The sequence below is a fragment of the Streptomyces sp. NPDC050658 genome, from assembly GCF_044457025.1.
GTDB lineage: Bacteria > Actinomycetota > Actinomycetes > Streptomycetales > Streptomycetaceae > Streptomyces.
This window is the reverse complement of record NZ_JBITGM010000002.1, coordinates 111272-130772: the sequence shown is the minus strand read 5'-3', so window position 1 is coordinate 130772 and position 19501 is coordinate 111272. Positions and strand designations below refer to the sequence as shown.

Genomic DNA, 19501 nt, shown 5'->3' with positions numbered 1-19501 from the left:
GTTGCTGGGGGAGGGGGGCACCTGAAGGGGCGCGCATGGCTCCCTGCCGTATTCGCACGTGAGGTCACCGAATTCGGCCGTCACCGCATGGCTGCCGGAATCGGCGACCTCATGCATTTCCCCGGGGATTGTCTGCCCTGGGGAACACGGGACACGGGTGATCTAATGGCCTGCATGGCCAAGACGAACATCACGGTATGCCTCCGGGCGGCAGCCTCCGACAGCCTGGAGGATGCCGTGGCGGAAGCGATAGCCCCGTTCGAAGCGGACGGTTCCCGTGGCTGGGAACTCGATGTCTGGGACAGTTGGCAGATCTGTGGCGGGAGCCCTCGTGAGGGGGGATTTCCCGTGCTGCCCGGCCACGAGGACGACGTACGGCTGATTCATGAGTTGCCCAACCGATGGCTGCCCGAACAGGAGGTCGCTCCCAGTGAGTTCGGCTGGTGCGCGGGCGGCCCCAGGGAACTGCTCGACTTCTCCGCCACACCGGACGAGGCCCGGCAGCTGGCGGCCGACGCCTGGAGCACGTGGCGCGAACTGACGGCCGAGTTCCCGCAGGCCCGGCCCTGGCAGGTCTTCCAGGACCGTACGGAGCCCGCGTTGGAGTCGTGCTCCCACGAGGAACTCGTGGCCGCCTACCGCGGTCAGCCTCTGGTGAGCGCCTTCGACGCCTACCTCGCGACGCACGCGAGGCGCCCCTATTCGTCCTGGTTCCTTGCCTTCGTCGACCCTGTGCGTGAAGTCGGGCAGACCGAGTTGGCGGCGTTCGTCGACCGGCAGTCGGGGCTGGCACTGCGCTCCCGCAACGTCCTCACCCTGGGCGGCTGGTGGTACGAGGACGGCGAACCGGGCATCCACGGCGCCTGCCAGAGCCCGGCCCAGTGCCCGCACCAGCCTGAACTCCCGCCCGGACAGGAGCACATCCAGCGTTATCTGGCCGGCCTGCCCGCCGGTACCCTGCTGGTCAACGTCCGCTGCCACGTGTGAGAACCGCAGCGCTGAGGCCACCCACGTGTTCGCGGGTGGCCTCAGTCGTACCTATGCCTCAGTCGTACCTATGCCTCAGTCGTCAGGCCCATTCCTCTGGCGGGGGGTCGGTGAATCCCCAAGGATCCAAGGCATCCTTGGTCATCTCCTTCAGCCCGCCGAGGAACCCGAAGGACTCGAAATAGCTTCTGGGCTGGGCGAACGGCAAGAAGCCGCCCACGATCCCAAAGGCCTTGAAGCCCTTCATCTTCGGGCTGATCCGGCTCCTGTCGGCACCGCCACCGGCGAGCGGAGCCACAAACGTACTGCGGGAGTCGAATCCGCTCGCGGGATGGATGACCCGGACTTTTTCATTTCCCGCGTAGTGCTGGGCCACGGCCTGGGCCTGTGACTCGCTCGCGGCAACGAAGACGACGTTGTTCGCCTGCTTCTTCCGGGTCGGGTCCATCTTGCCGTCGATGTCGGACGTGATGTCCTTCAGCGACTTGTCGGCACTCTTCGCGCTGGTGGCGTCGAAGTCCAGAACATCGACGATCTTGCCGTCCTGATAGGACACCTTGATGAAGTCGGATGTTGTGCCGTTCATTCTCGTGTTTCCGTCGGCGTCCGTGAAGACGCCCTTCCCCATGAGCCGTGAATCGGCGTCCTGCTGGAAGTAGACCTCTCCCGTTCCGTTGCCGGAACCGTCGGAGAACAAGCCCGACGTCTTGAGGTCGTCGTTCATCTTCTGCAACGCGGAGCCCTCGGCCGTGTTGGCCGCCTTGCCGCCGATGACGTGCGGAATGCCGTAGGCGTCGTAGAACACGGTCTGCCCGCCCGGCCCGGTGGCCGACGTCAGCGGGGACGGCGATCCGCCGGGCGGATCCGGCATGTGGCCGTCGAGCTCCACATTGCTGACGGGATTGCCGCCCGTGAAGGCGTACCGGTTGCCGGTGAACGGATCGGCGCCCAGACGCGCGTCGGCGAGAGCGCCGTTGTACATGTCCCGGGTGGTGAAGCGGTTCAGTCCCGGGCTGTAGTCGCGGAAGCCCATGTCGTAGGTGCCGGAACTGGCGTCCCAGCGCTTGCCGTTGAACCGGTACGGGTTGTACGCCTCCTTGTCGGGCTGCGTCTCCTCGGGCTTGTCGACGCCGGTGAACTCGGACTTGTCGTCATTGCCGTAGGCGGTGTAGCCGTACGTCGCCTTGGTGTCACCGCTGCCATCGGTGAGGGTCTCGGCGTCGGTGTGGCTGTTGTAGCCGTAGACACCGAGTTCCTCACCCCCGCCACCGGTGTGCTTGATCTGCGAGAGCCGCTCGCCCCAAGGGCTGTACTGGTAGGACTTGGTGATCTCGCCGGCCACCCGCTCGTCCAGCACCTCGCCGGACGTGCCGAGGTAGTTGTAGTCGGTGGTCTTGCCGCCCTCCGTCTTGGCCGTGGTGCGGTCCAGCGGGTCGAAGGCGTACGTGGTGCTCTTCGACGTCCCGTCATCCTGGAGCTTGGTGTGCTTGATGACGTGGTCGAAGCCGTCGTAATCGTTGTCCTCCAGCGTCTTGCCGCCGCCCGTGACCTTGTCGAGGCGGCCGAAGGCGTCATAGCCGTAGGAGGCGGTGAAACCGCCGGTGGTCGCGGTCAGCAGCCGGTTCCGGTCGTAGGCGAAGTCGGTTGCCTCACCCTTGATGTTCTGGCTGATGACATTGGCGTTGTCGTCGTGGACGTAGGTTTCCGTCCCCGCGCCGTTGCCGGACTTGACCGCCTTGGCGATCCGGTCCACCGGGTCATAGGTGTACTCGGTGGCGGATTCGAGGAGTGCCGCGTGATCGTCGGCATCCATCTTCTTCGCCGTGTCCCGCGCCTTGTTCCCGTTCAGGTCGTAGGCGTAGGTGTGCGACGCCACCAGCGTGTCGTCGGCCTTCTTCTCCGTGGTGGTCTTGACGGCACCATCGAGGAAGTAGCTGAAGTCGACCGTGTTCTTGTTGGCCTTGGTCTGCTTCAGCTTCTGGCCACGGTCGGTGTATGTGTACTCGGTCACCTCGGGAGTGGCGTCGGACGCGGTCTTGCCGACCTTGACCGTCTTGACCTGGTCGCGCAGGTCGTAGAAGTAGTGCGAGAACTGGTCGGGGTGTGTGACGGTCTCGGGCGCGCTGTTGGCGTTGTAGGTGTACGCCGTGGACTTCTTCGCCTCACCCGCCAGCGCCTCGGTGACCTTGTCGACCTGGTTGAGGCCGGTGTACGTCATCGTGTAGGCGTCGATCTTGGCCCCGGACGAGGTGTCGTCGATCGAAGTGAGGTTGCCGTTGGCGTCGTAGGCGTAGGCGAGGTTCTTGCGCTCCGCCCCGGCCGAAGGAGCGTCGGTGCGGGTCTTCAGTGATCCGTCCGGCCAGAACGAGGCGGTCTGCGTGCGCGTCGGTGAACCGCCCGCTCCGGTGAGCGTCCGCTTCGTCTGCTGGCCCAGGTCGTCGTACCCGTAGGAGGTCCGGATGTCCCATGGGTCCGTGGAGGTCTTGGCCCAGCCGTTGTCGAAGTAGGTGTAGTCGGTGTCGTTACGGGTCGTCTGCGTCGCCGAAGGCGGGAGCGAGACCCGCTTGACCCGGCCGACCTCGTCGTACGAGGTCTCCGTGTAGACGTTCGGGCTGTTGTAGCGGCTGTCCGCCGGGTTGTAGGGCTGGAACTGCTTGACCGGACGGTTCAGGGCGTCGTACTCGATGCGGGAGGCGAAGTCCTCCTCCGTGCCCGACGTCGCGGTACCCCGTGGGGTGGTCGCCTTGGTGTTGTTGCCGACCTGGTCGTACTCGAACTTCGTGGAGCGGATGACGGTGCCGTCGTACGGTGCCTTCCGCTCGACGAGCTTCGCCCGCTTGTCGTACACGAGCTCGGTCTTGACCTGCTCCTCGTCCGTCGTCGCTGTCACCAGGGAGTCACGGTCGTAGGTGCGGGTCGTGTACTTGCCCAGTGCGTCGGTGACCTTGGTGACCCGGTGGTTCAGGTCGTACGAGATCTTCGACGTGTAGTCGGCGGTGTCGGAGGTGGCGTTGCGCTTGGGGTCGACGACCAGCACCGAGTTGCCGACGTCGTCGTACTCGTAGGAGACCTTGTCGCCCTTGGCGTTGACGACCGAGGTGAGCTGGTAGACCGAGTCGTAGTGGTTGGTGGTGACATAGTCGGTGGCGTCCGACGTGGTCAGCGTGCCCTTCGGCTCGGTCGTCGTCTTGGCGTTGCCGACCTTGTCGTAGGTGTACCGCGTCGTGCGGTCGGTGGTGTTGTTGTCCGGTGCGGTGGCCTCGGTCACCTGGTCGGCCGCGTCGTACACCGCCGTGGAAACCGCTCCGTTCGGCGACGTCGACTCGGTGATGTTGTCGTTGGCGTCGTACTGCGGGGCCGGGGTCGTGATGAACACGCCGGCCGCCTGGTCCTTGGGGACCTTGTTGACCAGCGGACGCCCGTAGGTGTCGTACGTCTGCGTGGTCTTCTTGCCCAGGGCGTCGGTCACCTCGGTGACCTGGCCGCGCTCGTCGTACACGTACGACGTCGACCTGCCGAGCGCGTCAGTGATCTTCGCCGGATAGCCCGTCGGGCCGAACTCGCTGTTCGTGGTCGGGTTGCCCCTGGCGTCGATCGCCTTGGCCAGCTGCCCGTAGGCGTCGTACTCGTACTTGGTGGTGTAGTCGTCCGCGGTCGCGGTGGTGGCCCCCAGGGGGTCGGTGACGGTCTTCAGGTTGCCGAAGGAGGTATAGCCGAACTGCCACTGGCGGCCCTCCGCGGACGTCTTGGTGACGAGGTCGGCGGAGTACCCGTCCAGGCGAGTCTGGTACGCGTACTTGACCGAGTTCGCCGGGTACGTTCCCGGGGCGCACTCGGCGGCGCCCGGAACACCGGACTTGTTCTGCTCCGCGTCACGCTGCCACAGCGGGTAGCCGGTCTTCTGGTCGTAGCAGTACGCGGTCTTCGCCCCGTTGGCCTCCTCCAGATAGGTGACGTTGTTGTCGGCGTCCCAACTCATCTGCGTGGGCTCGGACCTGGCATTCACCATCCGTACCGGACGGCCGAAGTCGTCGGTGGTGTAGGAGGTCGTGTGCGCCTCGGCGTCTGTCACCTCGGTGTCGGTGAACTTCGCGTTCGTGGCATTCGCGGCGTATGCGTAACCGGTGTTGCCGCCGAGCCGGTCGGTGATGGCCTTGGTCCACCAGTGGTACTTCGGGTCGTCACCGGCCTTGGGCTCGTTGTAGGCCAGTGAAGTGCCCTTGCCTCGCGGGTCGGTGGCCTTGACCAGCTTGACGTTCTTGTTGCCCTGGGTGGCGTCGTAGGTGAACTTGAAGTTCTTCGGCTGCGAGCTGCCCGCGCCATCGGTGATCTGACCGAGCAGGCCCTTGGCGGTGTAGTAGAACTCGATCTTGCGGCCGGAGACGTCGGTCGCCGAGCGGATGTGGTCGTAGATCTTCGAGTTGTTCAGATTCCCGGAGTCCGTGGTCAGGACTCCCGCGTCGTTGACGTACTGGAAGCCGTTCTGGCCCTTGTCCCAGTAGTCGACGGTCAGCGTCTGCCGGCCCGACGGGTCGGTGATGTACTTGAGGAACTTGGTCGGCTTGTTGTTGGACTTGCGCTCCTCGTACGTGAACAGCTGTGTATTGCCGTTCTTGTCGACCGTCGACGTCATGTAGCCGTCACAGCCGAAGAGGAAGCGTGTCCCGTCGGGGCGGGTCAGCGTCCAGGCGTCCGGGATCGGGTCCTTGGCGGGGGTGCAGTCCAGGTCCGTCTTGGCCGTCAGCTTGTAATGGACGCCGGCGGGTGCCTTCCACGCGCTGTTGGCGGCGTCCCAGCGGAACACATGCGTGGTGCCGTCACCGTCGGGCAGGCGGATCTCGGTGGGCTTCGGCTTGGGGTGCATCTCCAGCGGCGCACCCATCCTGATAGGACCGGACGCCTGCATCGACCAGCCGTGGCCGGAGACCGTGTCGGACGTGTCGAGGGAGTTGTAGGCCATGCGGAAGAACGTGTTCAGTCCCCGGCCCGGGTTGTTGAACGCGTTGTACTGCCAGACCGAGTTGCCGTAGGCGAGGTTGTTCATGACCGAGGAGCCGGCACCGGTGTTCTTGCCCGTGTAGGCGTAGAACTTCTCCATGCCGAGCGCGTTGGACGTCGGGTCCTCGACCGCCACACTCTGCTTCAACGGTGCGATCGCCGGTGAACCGGCCGACAGCCATGAGCCGTCCGAGACCTTCCGGACGTCCCAGCCGAGGGTGTACTCGGTCCGTTTCGATCCCGAGTCCGAGTTGACCGGTGTCTGCACCTTGGCCTGGATGGTCGCCGACTTGCCCGGAAGGAGCGCCGGAACGGCGGTCTCCAGCTGGTTGCCACCGGTTGTCGCATCCGTGCCGTCGGGCAGCTTCCACGTGTAGGAGAGCTCACGCTCGCCCGCCGCCCACGCGGCCGAGGTCGTGTTGGTGACCGTGAACTCCACCGTGTAGGTGGTGTTCGGGGTCATCCGGGCCGGGGTCTGCGGGGCGTAGTAGGTGTCCTCCGTCGTGGAGTCGACGTAGATCACCTGGATGTACGGCCGCAGCTGCGTGTCCTGCGCCTCCGCCGACAGGAACAGGGTGCGCTCCTGCGGGCCGCTGGCGGTCTCGTCCTTCAGCCTGACCGCGACGCCCTTGTTGTCGGCAGGCGTCTTCACCCAGCCCTGGGTCAGGCTGGTTGCGTCCCACCAGTGGCGGCCCACCTCGGACACGTCGGCCACCGTGTCGGACACCGTGCCCGACATGTCGCCGCCCGCGGTGCTCCACGCGGTGCTGGCGTCCGCGTTGTTCCAGGTCGCGGTGGTCTCGTCGAAGTCCCGGTTCAGGGCGTGGAGTCCGTAGATCGCACCGTCGGTGTCGGTGGTTGTCTCCGCGCCCCACATGTACATCTTCGAGTCAAGAACCGTGGCGGTCGCCGGGACCGAGGTGGTGGGGAACTTCAGCGCCGCTCGGGTCTTGCCGTACGTCCCGGAGTTGTTGCCGACACTCAGCCAGCTCTGGTCGACGTCCCAGGACTTGATGGCGTCCTGGTTGGTGTTCGGCTGCTGCGAGGAGAGCGTGGTGTCGGTCACGCCACCCTGGCTGCCCTGGATGATCTTCATCGTCCGGCCGGCCTTCGGAATGCCGACCACACGCGTCGGGGAGCCGAGGACCGAGCCGTCCTTGGTCTTCACGGCCAGTTGGTAGTGGTACGACTTGCCGATCTCGTTCGCCGAGGAGTCCGGGGTAGGGACGGCGGTCGTGTCCGTGTACGTCAGTGCCGATGAGGAGACCGGCGCGACGAGGGTGGCCGCGGACGGCGTGAACGTCTGCTGCGTGGAGCGGTGCAACTGGTACTCGACGATGTCAAGGCCGGTGTCACCGGTGGTGTTCGTGTACTTCTTCCACGACAGCTCGGGGCCCGTGGAGTGCACCACGGTCGGCGAGTTCAGCGTCGTTCCGGTCTTGCCGTACGTCACCGTCAGACGCGGGATCGTGGAGGTCTCGCCGCCGTAGACGGAGCCGTCGCCCGCCTCGTAGCGGGGACCGCCGGTCGGTGTGGTGGCGACCCCGTCGTCCTTGGCCTGGATGACGAAGCCATGGTTCGTGGCCGTCCCCGAGGTCCACTTCTGGACCGTGTCGGTGACCGGGAACGCGTGCCAGGAGTTGTACTCGCCCTTGTTCTTGACGATCTGGCCCGGGTTCACGAGCCGCAGCGCGTCCGCGATGTTACGGGTCGTGGAGCTGCCCGTGTCGCCCAGAACGATCTTTCCGGCGTTGCCCGCGGCGAAGTAGTACTGGGTGGCGCCGAGTGCCTTCCAGGACGCGGCCGAGCCGGACTGGTTGACCGTCTTGGGCGGCTCGGTGCCGTCGCGGTGGGTGATCGTGTACGGGGCGGCCGTGGCGCCGTCCGTTGCGGGCGGATAATGCGCCTCCACGCGGTAGGACGCCGTGTCCTTGACGCGTGGCTGCCAGGTGTAGGTCTCGCCGGTCGCGGTGTTCTTGTTGTACGCGAAGTCGTCGCCGATCGCCGCACCGCCGGTCGTGGTGGCCCTGGGCCACTCACCTACCGCTGCCGTGCCGGCATCACCGTCGTCGATCTGCACCGTGGTGCCCGACAACTCGCCGGACAGCGCCGAGGTGTTGGACCAGGTCGCGGTCGACTCGTCCCACGGGCCGGTGGCCCGGTGCGCCTCCATGGTGACGTCGTTGCCGTTGGTGGTGTGCGACTGGTCGTAGTACAGCTCCAGGCGTGCCTCGTCGATCGTCGTGCCCGCCGGAATGCCCGTCAGCGGGAACTTGACCAGGGAGCGGGCGACGCCCGTGTCGGTCTTGCCCGCCGACAGCTTCCAGGTGTTGTTGAAGTTCGCCGCGGGCTGGTCGGACAGGACCATGGTGTCCTGCGAGGTCGCCGCGTCCGGCGCGATCGTGATCGTCGGATCGATCTTGACCGGGTACTGACGCCCCTTGGCGGCCAGCCACTTCGCCGACGGAGTGACGGTGAGCTTCCAGCCCTTGCCGTCGCGGGTCAGCTTCTGGGTGACCTCGGAGGAGTACGTGCCGCCGGTGGGCGACTTCGGGTCCTTCTTGGCGTCCGTCATGTACGGCGCCGGGATCACCATCACCGGAGTGTTCGGCAGCTCGCCGTACAGCGCCACCGAGCCGTCCTTGCGCGCCTTGGGCGTCAGACCGGCCGCGTCCAGCGTGAACGCGTATGACACCGGGCCCTTGGGCGCCCGGTCGAGGACGATGTTCTCCTTCACCTGGCCGCGCCCGACCAGGTACTCCAGGTCGGCGTCGCCGATGGCGTCCTTGTACCTGACCGTCGTGCCGTCGGCCGTCGGATGGAGCGCCTTGTCCGCACCGTCCAGACCGAGGGTGACCGTGCGTCCGTCGGGAGCGGCGAACCTCAGCAGCTCGCCGGTGCGCTTGCCGAACCAACTGCGCCCGGAGTTGGTGGTGTTGGCGAACCTGAAGCCCTTGGACTCGGTGGCCTTCACCTTCGTGTCGATGGACTTCCAGGACTTGCCCGCCTTGTAGGCGAGCGGCTGGGCGGACAGCTCGGCCTCCACCCGGCCGTCCGAAAGCTGCCAGTAGCGGGCCGTCGAAGTGCGCTTGCCCGTCAGCTCCTTGACCCGCTTGGCGGGCGCCCGGTTCTTGCCCTTGGGCAGTTTCTGCCTGCTCGGGATCTCTAACCGGCCGCCGGTGGACGGCTTGCTGTCGTCCTTGTCGTCGTCGGTGAACCGGTCCATGAACGAGGCCGGCGCGGCATACGCCGGCTGCGGCAGCGCGGTGGACAGCACCGCCGATACGACCAGGCAGGAGATCCATCTCCCATATCGGACTTTCACGTCCAATGCCCTTTCGTTGATGGCAGACCCTCTTCCTGAATTCATCTGGAATTTGGGCGCACCAAACCGCCGGACCGAGTATTCCCGGCCGGCCATCCGCACGAATTAATCGAGTGGAGAAAGCAGCTGTCTAATCACTCGCGGGTGGGCCTGTCAATCAGTTGCCTATAGAGGGAAATTCCCGGATTGTCGGTGCGGTGGAGTCAGGTGCTCCCCATGCGGTATAACCACCCGGCTCTCCAAAAGAGGTTTCGCGCGGAAATTGCGCGCCCGACGAAAGCCAGGCCCCATGCCAGCGAGCGAGACAAAGGAAACGAGCGGTCCGGAGCCGGTCGACGAGACACCGGAAAGCGCAGCGGGTACGGCCGCCGAGAAGCTCCGCGGTGGCGACCGCCGCGCCTACATCGCGGGCGGCGCCGTGCTGGCAGCCTGTCTGGGCCTGGTCGTCCTCGGTGTCCTCGACACCGAGGACGAGCCCGCGAAGCGGCGGGTTCCGACCGCCTCCGTCACGTACGAGCTCAGCGGGGAGGGCAACGTCGAGGTCAGCTATCTGGCGCGCAGCGAGGAGGGCCGGGCCACCATCGCCAAGAACGTCCGGCTGCCGTGGAAGAAGACGGTCCAGGTCCCGCTCGGCAAGGCGCCCTCGGTGAACATCGTCCTCGACAAGAAGGGCGGCCAGGTCCGGTGCGCCCTCGCCGTGCGCGGCAAACACGTGCAGAGCGCCACCGCCTCCGGCGGCTATGGCCGCGCCACCTGCTCGGGCGAGCTGCCCGCACCGGTCCCCACCGATGAGCCGACGGTCGACTGATCGCTTTCCTGGACAGGTTGCCGCATGCGCCCCGGTGTATGGTGAAGAACGCCCTTGACCTGCAGAAAGCAGGCAGGGAGCCGTCTCTCAGGAGTTCAACATGCTGCGCACCATGTTCAAGTCCAAGATCCACCGCGCCACCGTGACCCAGGCCGACCTGCACTACGTCGGATCCGTCACCATCGACGCCGACCTTCTCGACGCCGCCGATCTGCTGCCGGGTGAGCTCGTGCACATCGTCGACATCACCAACGGCGCCCGTCTTGAGACGTACACCATCGAGGGCGAGCGTGGCAGCGGCGTCATCGGGATCAATGGCGCGGCCGCGCACCTGGTGCACCCCGGGGATAGGGTGATCATCATCAGCTACGCCCAGGTCGACGACGCCGAGGCGCGTGCGCTGCGGCCCAGGGTCGTGCATGTCGACGGTGCGGACAACCGCATCGTGGCCCTCGGCGACGACGCGGCCGCGCCGGTTCCCGGTGCCGATGACATGGAGCGCAGTCCGCAGGCGGTGTGAGGGCGAGAGCTCCCGCGAAGACCTCCAGGAGAGCCGATGAGTGGTGCGACCGAGATCCGTGACGACCGGGCGCGCGGTGTCCTGGAGGCCCACGCGGGCGGTGAAGTCGTCGGCCAGATCGTCTACTTCACGCTCGACGAGCCCGAGTCCGCCCTGGTGCCCGTGCACACCGAAGTGGTGCCCGCGCACGAGGGCGAGGGCATCGCGGGAGCGCTGGCCAGGGAGCTGTACGCGATGGCGGCGCGGGAAGGCATCACCGTCGCGCCGCTCTGTCCGTACGTCGTGAAGTGGGCCGAGCGGCACCCGGACGAGGCACCCGTCCCCTCCGGCGCCCTCGTGCAGGCCGCGCTCGCCAAGGTCAAGGCCGACCCGGCGGCGTGGTGACCGCCGTGCCGCTCGCGCTGCTGCACACCTCTCCCGTGCACGTCCCCGTCTTCGACGGACTGCGGGACGAGGACCATCCGGGGGTCCCGCTGCGGCATCTCGTGTACGAGGAACTGCTCGCGACCGCCCGTACCGCCGGGCCGCAGTCGGTCGCCGCGCAGGTCAGGGACATCATTGAAGGCGCCGTCGCCGACGGGGCCGGCGCCGTGCTCTGTACCTGTTCGACCATCGGAGGGGTCGCCGAAGCCACCGCCGACGCCGTCGGCGTGCCGGTCCTGCGGGTCGACCGGCCCATGGCGGCCGCCGTCGCCGCCGGGCGGTCCGTCGCGGTCGTCGCCAGTGTGCACAGCACCCTGGAGCCGACGGTCGCCCTCGTCGAGGAGGAGGCGGCCCGCGCCGGGCGCCCCGTCGACGTCACCACCCTTGTGGTCGAGGGCGCCTGGGAGCGGTTCGAGGCCGGGGACCTGGAGGGGTACGTCGGGATGGTCGCGGAGGCGGTCGAGGCGTTGGAGGGTGTCGACGCCGTTCTGCTGGCTCAGGCCTCTCTCGCGGACGTGGCCGGGCGGGTCAGGACCAGCGTTCCCGTCATGTCGAGCCCGCGTTCCGGACTGAGCGCCGCCGTTCTCCGGTGCGGGGCGGGCGACGCGTCGTAGGGTGATCGCGGGGGTGAGCGAGTGCTCACCTTCCGCGTACCCGAAGTCGACAGAGAGCGGGAGCGGACATGGCGCAGCAGGACGAAGAGCCCGTGATCAGCCCGACCGGCTGGGTGGCCAAGCAGGCCAGGATCTACGAGGAGTCCGGCGGCACCAAGGGCACCGGAGTCGTGGGCGTGCCCTGTCTGCTGATGGACTACCGCGGCCGGCGCACCGGAAAGCTGCGCCGCACCGTCCTCATCTACGGCCGTGACGGCGACGACTACCTGATCGTGGCGTCCAACGGAGGCGCCGACGAGCACCCCCTGTGGTACCGCAACCTGGTCGACGAGCCCGACGTACGGCTCCGCGTCGGCACCGAGGCACGGTTCGGGGCCCGCGCCGAGACGCTCTCCGTCGAGGAGAAGGCGCGGGTCTGGCCGGGGCTCGTCGAGCTGTTCCCCAACTATGCGGAGTATCAGGAGAAGACCGAGCGGGACATTCCCGTCGTACGGCTCAGCCGCACCGGAGGCTGACAGCGGGACGGATGGAAGGCTGACGGCGGGGACGTATCGGAGGCTGACAGCGGGACAGATCGGCGCGGGGACGCGTGGACTCGGCGGGCGTGGGCACGCGAGGCGGGAGAGAGTGGACACGTCCGACCTCCGTACCCCACAGGAGGACCCCATGACCCACCCGTACCCCGACCCCGCGCCACCCTCGCCGTTCCCGGACCCGAACGGGCCGATCCCGGTCCCGGACCCCAATCGGCCCATCCCGGTCCCCGACCCGGTGCCGCGCCCCGAACCGGCCCCCGTGCCGGAGCCGCCTCCGTCCCCGGTCCCGCAGCCACCGGGACCGGAGCCGGAGCCGAAACCGGTCCCGTGAGGCCCGGCGCTATCTCCTAGGCCTCGACCTCAGAGCGGTCCCCGCCCCACAGCGTGTGGAACGACCCCTCCCGGTCCGTACGCCGATACGTGTGCGCCCCGAAGAAGTCCCGCTGCCCCTGCGTGAGCGCCGCGGGCAGCCGGTCCGCGCGCAGCGCGTCGTAGTACGCGAGGGCCGCCGAGAAGCCCGGCGTCGGCACGCCCTGCCGGGTCGCGGCGACCAGGACCGCGCGCCAGTCGTCCTGCGCCGCGCCGATCTCCTCGGCGAACGTCTTGTCCGAGAGCAGGCTCGGCAGGTCGGGACGGGCGTCGTAGGCGGCGCGGATACGGTCCAGGAACGCGGCCCGGATGATGCAGCCGCCGCGCCAGATCGCGGAGACGGCGCCCAGGTCGATGTCCCAGCCGTACTCCGCGCTGCCCGCCGCGATCTCGTGGAAGCCCTGCGTGTACGACACGATCTTCGAGGCGTACAGCGCCTGCTCGACCTGGTCGGCGAACGCGCGGGCCTCCGCCTCGCCGAGCGGCCGGGCCGTGGGGCCCGCCAACTCCCTTGAGGCGTCCCGCAGTTCCGTGTGGCCCGAGAGCGAGCGGGCGAACACCGCCTCGGCGATGCCCGACACCGGCACGCCCAGGTCGAGGGCGATCTGCACGGTCCAGCGGCCCGTGCCCTTCTGCTCGGCCCTGTCCTGCACCACGTCCACGAACGGCTTGCCCGTCGCCGCGTCGACATGGCTGAGCACCTCCGCCGTGATCTCGATCAGATACGAGTCGAGCCGGCCGGTGTTCCAGGTGCGGAAGATGTCCGCGATCTGCGCGGGGGAGTAGCCCGCCACGTCACGCAGCAGCTGGTACGCCTCGGCGATCAGCTGCATGTCGGCGTACTCGATGCCGTTGTGCACCATCTTCACGAAGTGGCCCGCGCCGTCCGGACCGACATGGGTGACGCACGGAGCGCCGTCCTCGGCCTTCGCGGAGATCTTCTCCAGCATCGGGCCGAGCGCGGCGTACGACTCCTCGGAGCCGCCCGGCATGATGCTCGGGCCGAGCAGCGCGCCCTCCTCGCCGCCCGATACGCCCGTGCCGACGAAGTGGATGCCCTGCTCGCGCAGTTCGCGCTCGCGGCGCCGGGTGTCCGCGAAGTGCGCGTTTCCGCCGTCGACGATCATGTCGCCCGGTTCGAGGAGCGGGGCGAACTCCTGGATCACCGCGTCCGTGGCCTCGCCCGCCTTCACCATCACGACGAGGCGGCGCGGGCGTTCGAGCGCGGCGACGAACTCCTTCGCGGTCTCGGCCGGGATGAAGTCGCCCTCGTCGCCGAACTCGTCGACCAGGGCGCGGGTCTTGGCCGGGGTGCGGTTGTGGAGGGCGACCGTATAGCCGTTGCGGGCGAAGTTGCGGGCCAGATTGCGGCCCATGACCGCGAGGCCCGTGACACCGATCTGGGCTGACGTGCTGCTCATGCCGTGGCTCCTGAGGGTGGATGTGCCGGTGGTGTTCGCCAGTATCGCCCCGCGGCGTAGCGTGACTTTCCGACACTGTGTCCGACGAAGGAGCCGCCCGTGCCCCATTTCGACATGTCGCTGGAGGAACTCCGCAGCTACCGGCCCGCCCCGATGGAGCCCGAGGACTTCGACGCGTTCTGGGAGAAGACCCTTTCCGCCGCCCGCGAGCACGAGCTGGACGCACGCTTCGAAGCCGTCGACACCCCGCTGAGCACGGTCGACGTCCTGGACGTGACGTTCGCCGGGTTCGGCGGCCACCCGGTCAAGGGCTGGCTGATCCTGCCCGCGGGCACCCGTGAACCGCTGCCCGCCGTCGTCGAGTTCATCGGGTACGGCGGCGGACGCGGCCTGCCGCACCAGCGGCTGCTGTGGTCGGCGGCGGGCTACGCGCACTTCGTGATGGACACCCGGGGGCAGGGCAGCGGTGGTTCGACGGGCGACACCGCGGACCCGGTCGGCAGCGGGCCCGCGTACCCCGGCTCCATGACGCGCGGCATCGAGGACCCGCACGCGTACTACTACCGGCGGCTCTTCACCGACGGCGTACGGGCGGTCGAGGCGGCCCGCTCGCATCCGCTGGTGGACGCGTCCCGCGTGGCGGCGCTCGGCGTCAGCCAGGGCGGCGGGATCACGCTCGCCGTCGGCGGACTCGTCCCCGACCTGGCGGCGATCGCGCCCGACGTGCCGTTCCTGTGCGACTTCCGCCGCGCGACGACCCTCACCGACCGCCCGCCGTACAGAGAGATCGCCCTCTACATGAAGGCGCGGCGCGGCTCCGAAGAGCGCGTCTTCCGGACGCTCTCCTACTTCGACGGCGTGCACTTCGCGGCACGCGGCAGCGCGCCCGCGCTGTTCTCCGCGGCCCTGGAGGACCTCACGTGTCCGCCGTCCACGGTGTTCGCTGCGCACAACTCCTGGGCGGGGACCGAGCGTTCGATGGAGGTGTACCCCTTCAACGACCACGAGGGCGGTGGCACGCACCATGAGGGCGTCCAACTCCGCTGGCTCGCGGACCACTTGAAGCGCTGACCGGTTCCGGGCCCCCTCGCCCGCGCACCCTTGTCATGGTTCGGTCGGAGCGGCTACCTTGCCGCCTTGTCGTGTGTCTGACGTGACCAATCCGACCTGACTGTGATGTGTGTGTCCGAGGGGGCTCTCATGGCCGTACGCGGCCGGCACCGCCGGTATCAGCCGAACCGGATCAACCGAGCGTCGCTGACCGTCACGGCGGGCGGCGCGGGGATGGCGCTTCCGCTGATCGGCACCGGCACGGCCGACGCGGCCGGCGTCGACACCTGGAACAAGGTCGCGGCCTGCGAGTCCACCAACAACTGGAGCATCAACACCGGCAACGGCTACTACGGAGGACTGCAGTTCAAGCAGTCCACCTGGGAGGCGTACGGCGGAACGGCCTACGCCCCGCGCGCCGACCGTGCCACCAAGGACCAGCAGATCGCCGTCGCCGAGAAGGTCCTGGAGGCGCAGGGACCCCAGGCCTGGCCGGTCTGTTCGCAGCGGGCGGGGCTGACGCGGGGCGGTGACGCGCCGGACATCACGCCGATGAGCGGGCCCAGGACCGACAAGGCCCCGAAGGCGCCCCAGCGGCAGGTCAAGGACGTCAAGCCCGAGGTGACACCGCAGTCCACCGCGGGCCGCGGCCAGATGTACACCGTCGTACGCGGAGACACGCTCTCCGGGATCGCCGACGAGCGCCGCGTCGACGGCGGTTGGCGGCAGCTGTACGACACCAACCGCGAGGCCATCGGCGCCGACCCCGACCTCATCACGCCGGGGCAGAAGCTGGCGCTGCGGGCGTCGAAGGAGCGGGCGGGCAAGCCGGCGGCCGGGCACAGGACGGAGCCGAAGCCCAGGGCAGAGCCGAAGCCCGAGCCGAAGCAGAAGGCCGAGCCCAAGCAGAAGCCCAAGGCCGAGCCCCGCAAGGCGAAGCCCGCGCAGGTGTCCCGGGGCTTCTCCGCCCCGGTGGCCGCCTCGCCCAGCACGCCCTACCGCGCGGCGGGCGGCTCCTGGTCGAAGGGCTACCACACCGGAGTCGACTTCCCGGTGGCCACCGGCACCTCCGTGAAGTCCGTCGCGGCGGGCACGGTCGTCTCCGCCGGCTGGGGCGGCTCGTACGGCTACGAAGTGGTGATCCGGCACACCGACGGCAAGTACTCCCAGTACGGCCATCTCTCGGCGCTCACCGTGAAGGCCGGGCAGAAGGTCGGCGCGGGACAGCGCATAGCCCGCTCGGGATCCACCGGCAACAGCACGGGCCCCCATCTGCACTTCGAGGTGCGGACGGGGCCCGGCTTCGGCTCGGACGTCGATCCGCTCGCCTATCTGCGCGCGGGCGGCGTACGGATCTGACGCGGCCGTGCCCGAGCGGCACCGGACGTGACGAAGCCCCCTGAGAATCAGGGGGCTTCGTCACGTGATGGTGCGGTCTCAAGAAGCAGGGATTCAGGAGCCGATGCGTTCGCGGGGATGCCTGGTGTGGCGGAACAGCACCCGCCGGTGCGTCCCGGTCACCGGCTGCGAGGGCACGGCGGGCAGTTCGCGCGGCCGCGCGTCGCCGGCGAGCTCCGGGGCGTCCCTGGCGGGCTTCTCGGCGTCGCCGGACGGCTTGAGAGCGTCCTCGGCGGGCTCCCGGGCCTCCCCGGCCGCCGCCAGGACCTCCGCCGCCCCGACGGCCCCGCCGACAGGCCCGCCCTGGGCCACCGGCACGCTCGCCGTCGGCGTCCTGCGGCTCTCCGCGCCGATCCGCTCCGTGGTCAGCAGGATCAGACCTCCCGCGGCCACCACTCCGAAGCCGAGCGCGACGGCGGTACCGGTGCTGCCGTAGCGGAACGATTCACCGAAGAGCGTGAGGCCCACCGCGGCCGCCACGACCGGGTTGACCACCGTCACCGTCGACAGCGGCGCCGCGAGCCCCGCACCGCGGTACGAGGCCTGCGAGATCAGCACGCCGGCGCAGGCGAGGACGGCGATCACGGCGAGGGTCGGCACCTGGCGCGTCAGCGGCTCGTGGTCCGCCCAGTCCACGGCGACGGTCTTGGTGAACACGGAGGCGATGCCGAAGGCCACGCCCGCCGCTCCCGCGAGCAGCACACTGCGCACCACCGGATGCCGGTGCACGGCGTGCGCGAGCACCATCAGAGCGACTACCGCGCCACCGGTCACGAGCGCCACCATGACCCGCTCGCCGCCGTCGAGGGACTGCGACTCCGTGGACCGGGTCAGCGACAGCAGACCCGCGAGGCCCACGGTCGCCATGATCGCCCCGCGCCAGGCGGTGGCGCCGGCCTTGCGGCGTACGAAGATCGCGGCCATCGGCAGCGCGAAGACGATGGTCAGCGCGCCAAGGGGCTGCACGACACTGAGCGGCCCGTAGGCGAGCGCCACCACGTGCAGCACCGCGCCGAGGCCGTTCAGCGCGATCGCGACCCACCACATGCCGCGGCGCAGCGGTGCGTACCGCCGCTCCGGCGTGGTGTCCGCGACGCGCTCCTGGAGGATCGCCCCGCCCGCGTAGGCGACGGCGGAGACGAGGGAGAGCAGCACGGCCACCGTGAGGGCACTCATGAGGTGCTCCACGACGTACGACGCGTCCCGTGGGCCCGGGGCGTCCGCTGCGGCGAACGGTCGGCTTCCATAGTCACTACGATCTCGCGGATTCGGCTCCACGTCGTCGTACCTCAGCAGGCATTGGGTCCTACTGCCGATGGAGTACGACCCGGCGAATGTCCTCCCACGGGTGGGTTACGCCTGGGTTCGGTGGATCATCCAGAATCTCGGAAATTCTTTCGCCGACGATCTTGAGAACGCCCTCGCGGCGCCCTCTGGAAGTACCGCCGACCTGACATCCACAGTACCTCTGACCTGGGATTTCACCTATCCCGCAGATAGGATTCCGGTACACGGAAAGGGGTCCGGATGCACCGGAACATACGCACGGTCGACGACGTCATGCTTCTCCTCGACGGCCTGTTCGCGCCGGGAGCCGACCGCTGGACCGCCGGCGCCGCCGACTGGTGGGACGGCTTCTACGAAGACCGCTCCCGCGAGATTCCGTTCTTCGTGGCGAAGCCCGACGAGAACCTTGTCTCGTACCTCGACCGGGGCTTGATCGAGCCTCGGGGCCGGGCCCTCGACCTGGGCTGCGGACCGGGCCGCAACGCCCTCCATCTCGCCTCCCGAGGCTTCCGGGTGGACGGTGTCGACCTCTCCCCGACCGCCGTCGCCTGGGCCGAGGAGCGGGCCCATGCTGCCGGGGCGGACATCCGGTTCCACTGCGGCGACGCCTTCGGTCCCGCGGCGGACGAACTCGGCGGTCCCTACGACCTGATCCACGACTCGGGCTGCTTCCACCACCTGCCGCCGCACCGCCGCGTCAGCTATCTCGCGCTGGTCGACCGCGCCCTCGCGCCCGGCGGCCACCTCGCCCTCACCTGCTTCGCCGCCGGAGCCGACGGCACGGGCTCCGAGCTGCCCGACGCCGACTTCTACCGCGCCTGTGGCCTCCAGGGCGGACTCGCCTACACACCGGAGTCGCTGCGCTGGATCTTCTCCGACTTCACGGAGGTCGAACTGCGCCGCATGCGTGACGAGCCCCCTCAGTCCCCGCACTTCGGCGAGCCCTTCCTGTGGACGGCGCTGTTCCGCCGGGCCGCCTGAGGTCCGCCTAGGCTCTGCTCTCGTGAAACACCACATCGACCCGGCCGAACTCGCCTCCGTCGGCGGATTCTTCGCCCTGCGCACCGAGCAGCCGCCGACCGGACCCCAGATGACATCGCTGGCACGGGTGTACGCGGGTGACAGCGGCCCCCTCGCGTTCCGCGTCGCCAAGGTCGGCGCACGGCTCGCCGCGCCCGACGAGCGCGTGGCCGTGTCCGTGGCGCAGTTGGGGCTCGCCGCGAGGTTGTGGTCGGTGGCGCTGGGCGCGGCCGTGCTGCACGGAGCGGTGCCCGGCCTCGACCCGGCGCGGCTGCACTGGGACGCGGACGGCAGCTCGCCCGACGACCTGTGGCTGACGGACCTCACGACGCGCCCCGCCGACGCCGCCGCCGTCAGGGATGTCGTGCAACTCGGCCATCTGGCGCCGCTGGCCGACGCCTTGCGCGCCCGGTACCGCATCTCCCCGCGCCTCCTGTGGGGCAACGCGGGCTCCGCGCTCGCCGGCGCGGCACGCGAACTGGACTCCTGGGCGCGGCGCACGGGCCGCCCGGACGCGGGGGAGCGCGCACGGGCCCTGGCCATCGACCTCTTCGACCACCCCGACCTGCGCGGCACCGGAACCCTCGACGGCACGGCCTTCCGGCGCCGCAGCTGCTGCCTCTACTACCGCTGCCCGAACGGCGGCCTGTGCGGCGACTGCTGCTTCGAACGGCCGCCCCAGAGGTCGGTGCGGGACTCTTCCCCGCCGGGCGCTTCTGGGTGACCATGAGGGAGCGAACGGCCG

13 protein-coding genes are annotated in these 19501 nt (G+C 68.9%); 10 read left to right on the top strand and 3 right to left on the bottom strand.

The window, feature by feature from the left end; all coding sequences use genetic code 11:
• Nucleotides 1-174: 174 nt before the first annotated feature.
• Nucleotides 175-987: a hypothetical protein gene (locus tag ACIBKX_RS07545; RefSeq protein WP_363270960.1), complete on the top strand. Its 813-nt coding sequence runs from the start codon at nt 175-177 to the stop codon at nt 985-987.
• Nucleotides 988-1069: 82 nt separating this feature from the next.
• Here ACIBKX_RS07545 and ACIBKX_RS07540 read toward each other — a convergent pair whose 3' ends face one another.
• Nucleotides 1070-9211, bottom strand: a complete 8142-nt coding sequence (locus ACIBKX_RS07540; RefSeq protein ID WP_399375730.1) for a DNRLRE domain-containing protein — start codon at nt 9209-9211, stop codon at nt 1070-1072.
• Between the two features lie 388 nt (nt 9212-9599).
• Between ACIBKX_RS07540 and ACIBKX_RS07535 the strand changes: the two genes are divergently transcribed.
• From ACIBKX_RS07535 to ACIBKX_RS07515, 5 genes are all read left to right on the top strand, one after another.
• Nucleotides 9600-10118: a hypothetical protein gene (locus ACIBKX_RS07535; protein WP_363270958.1), complete on the top strand. Its 519-nt coding sequence runs from the start codon at nt 9600-9602 to the stop codon at nt 10116-10118.
• Between the two features lie 100 nt (nt 10119-10218).
• Entirely contained in the window at nt 10219-10638 is a 420-nt protein-coding gene (panD, locus tag ACIBKX_RS07530; protein WP_363270957.1) for an aspartate 1-decarboxylase, read from the top strand.
• Nucleotides 10639-10674: 36 nt separating this feature from the next.
• The gene (locus ACIBKX_RS07525; protein ID WP_363270956.1) at nt 10675-11022 is read left to right on the top strand and encodes a GNAT family N-acetyltransferase; all 348 of its coding nucleotides are present in this window, start codon (nt 10675-10677) and stop codon (nt 11020-11022) included.
• Nucleotides 11016-11675, top strand: coding sequence for an arylsulfatase (locus ACIBKX_RS07520; protein WP_363270955.1), 660 nt, complete (start codon nt 11016-11018; stop codon nt 11673-11675). Before ACIBKX_RS07525 ends, ACIBKX_RS07520 begins: the two co-directional genes overlap by 7 nt.
• A gap of 68 nt (nt 11676-11743) precedes the next feature.
• Entirely contained in the window at nt 11744-12190 is a 447-nt protein-coding gene (locus ACIBKX_RS07515) for a nitroreductase family deazaflavin-dependent oxidoreductase (RefSeq protein ID WP_363270954.1), read from the top strand.
• Between the two features lie 368 nt (nt 12191-12558).
• Here the strand turns inward: ACIBKX_RS07515 and gndA are convergent, their stop codons facing one another.
• Nucleotides 12559-14001, bottom strand: coding sequence for an NADP-dependent phosphogluconate dehydrogenase (gene gndA / locus ACIBKX_RS07510; protein ID WP_363270953.1), 1443 nt, complete (start codon nt 13999-14001; stop codon nt 12559-12561).
• 114 nt (nt 14002-14115) lie between these two features.
• Between gndA and ACIBKX_RS07505 the strand changes: the two genes are divergently transcribed.
• Together ACIBKX_RS07505 and ACIBKX_RS07500 are read left to right on the top strand one after the other, a co-directional pair.
• On the top strand, nt 14116-15072 hold the full coding sequence (locus ACIBKX_RS07505) for an acetylxylan esterase (protein WP_399375729.1): 957 nt from the start codon (nt 14116-14118) through the stop codon (nt 15070-15072).
• A gap of 129 nt (nt 15073-15201) precedes the next feature.
• Nucleotides 15202-16410 carry a transglycosylase family protein gene (locus ACIBKX_RS07500; protein ID WP_363270951.1) on the top strand — a complete coding sequence of 403 codons (1209 nt, stop codon included), beginning with the start codon at nt 15202-15204 and terminating at the stop codon, nt 16408-16410.
• A 93-nt stretch (nt 16411-16503) separates the two neighbouring features.
• Here ACIBKX_RS07500 and ACIBKX_RS07495 read toward each other — a convergent pair whose 3' ends face one another.
• On the bottom strand, nt 16504-17625 hold the full coding sequence (locus ACIBKX_RS07495) for a DMT family transporter (RefSeq protein WP_363270950.1): 1122 nt from the start codon (nt 17623-17625) through the stop codon (nt 16504-16506).
• 351 nt (nt 17626-17976) lie between these two features.
• On the opposite strand from ACIBKX_RS07495, the gene ACIBKX_RS07490 reads away from it, so the two are divergent.
• Complete coding sequence (locus ACIBKX_RS07490) at nt 17977-18717, top strand: methyltransferase domain-containing protein (RefSeq protein ID WP_363270949.1); 741 nt, start codon at nt 17977-17979, stop codon at nt 18715-18717.
• Between the two features lie 34 nt (nt 18718-18751).
• Nucleotides 18752-19480, top strand: a complete 729-nt coding sequence (locus ACIBKX_RS07485; protein WP_363271170.1) for an IucA/IucC family C-terminal-domain containing protein — start codon at nt 18752-18754, stop codon at nt 19478-19480.
• The last annotated feature ends 21 nt before the right edge of the window (nt 19481-19501 follow it).

Bases quoted from the DNA above. Each gene is read 5' to 3' on its own strand.
- ACIBKX_RS07545 (WP_363270960.1), top strand. From the start codon at position 175: ATGGCCAAGACGAACATCACGGTATGCCTCCGGGCGGCAGCCTCCGAC.
- ACIBKX_RS07540 (WP_399375730.1), bottom strand. From the start codon at position 9,211: ATGGACCGGTTCACCGACGACGACAAGGACGACAGCAAGCCGTCCACC.
- ACIBKX_RS07535 (WP_363270958.1), top strand. From the start codon at position 9,600: ATGCCAGCGAGCGAGACAAAGGAAACGAGCGGTCCGGAGCCGGTCGAC.
- panD (WP_363270957.1), top strand. From the start codon at position 10,219: ATGCTGCGCACCATGTTCAAGTCCAAGATCCACCGCGCCACCGTGACC.
- ACIBKX_RS07525 (WP_363270956.1), top strand. From the start codon at position 10,675: ATGAGTGGTGCGACCGAGATCCGTGACGACCGGGCGCGCGGTGTCCTG.
- ACIBKX_RS07515 (WP_363270954.1), top strand. From the start codon at position 11,744: ATGGCGCAGCAGGACGAAGAGCCCGTGATCAGCCCGACCGGCTGGGTG.
- gndA (WP_363270953.1), bottom strand. From the start codon at position 14,001: ATGAGCAGCACGTCAGCCCAGATCGGTGTCACGGGCCTCGCGGTCATG.
- ACIBKX_RS07505 (WP_399375729.1), top strand. From the start codon at position 14,116: ATGTCGCTGGAGGAACTCCGCAGCTACCGGCCCGCCCCGATGGAGCCC.
- ACIBKX_RS07500 (WP_363270951.1), top strand. From the start codon at position 15,202: ATGGCCGTACGCGGCCGGCACCGCCGGTATCAGCCGAACCGGATCAAC.
- ACIBKX_RS07495 (WP_363270950.1), bottom strand. From the start codon at position 17,625: ATGAGTGCCCTCACGGTGGCCGTGCTGCTCTCCCTCGTCTCCGCCGTC.
- ACIBKX_RS07490 (WP_363270949.1), top strand. From the start codon at position 17,977: ATGCACCGGAACATACGCACGGTCGACGACGTCATGCTTCTCCTCGAC.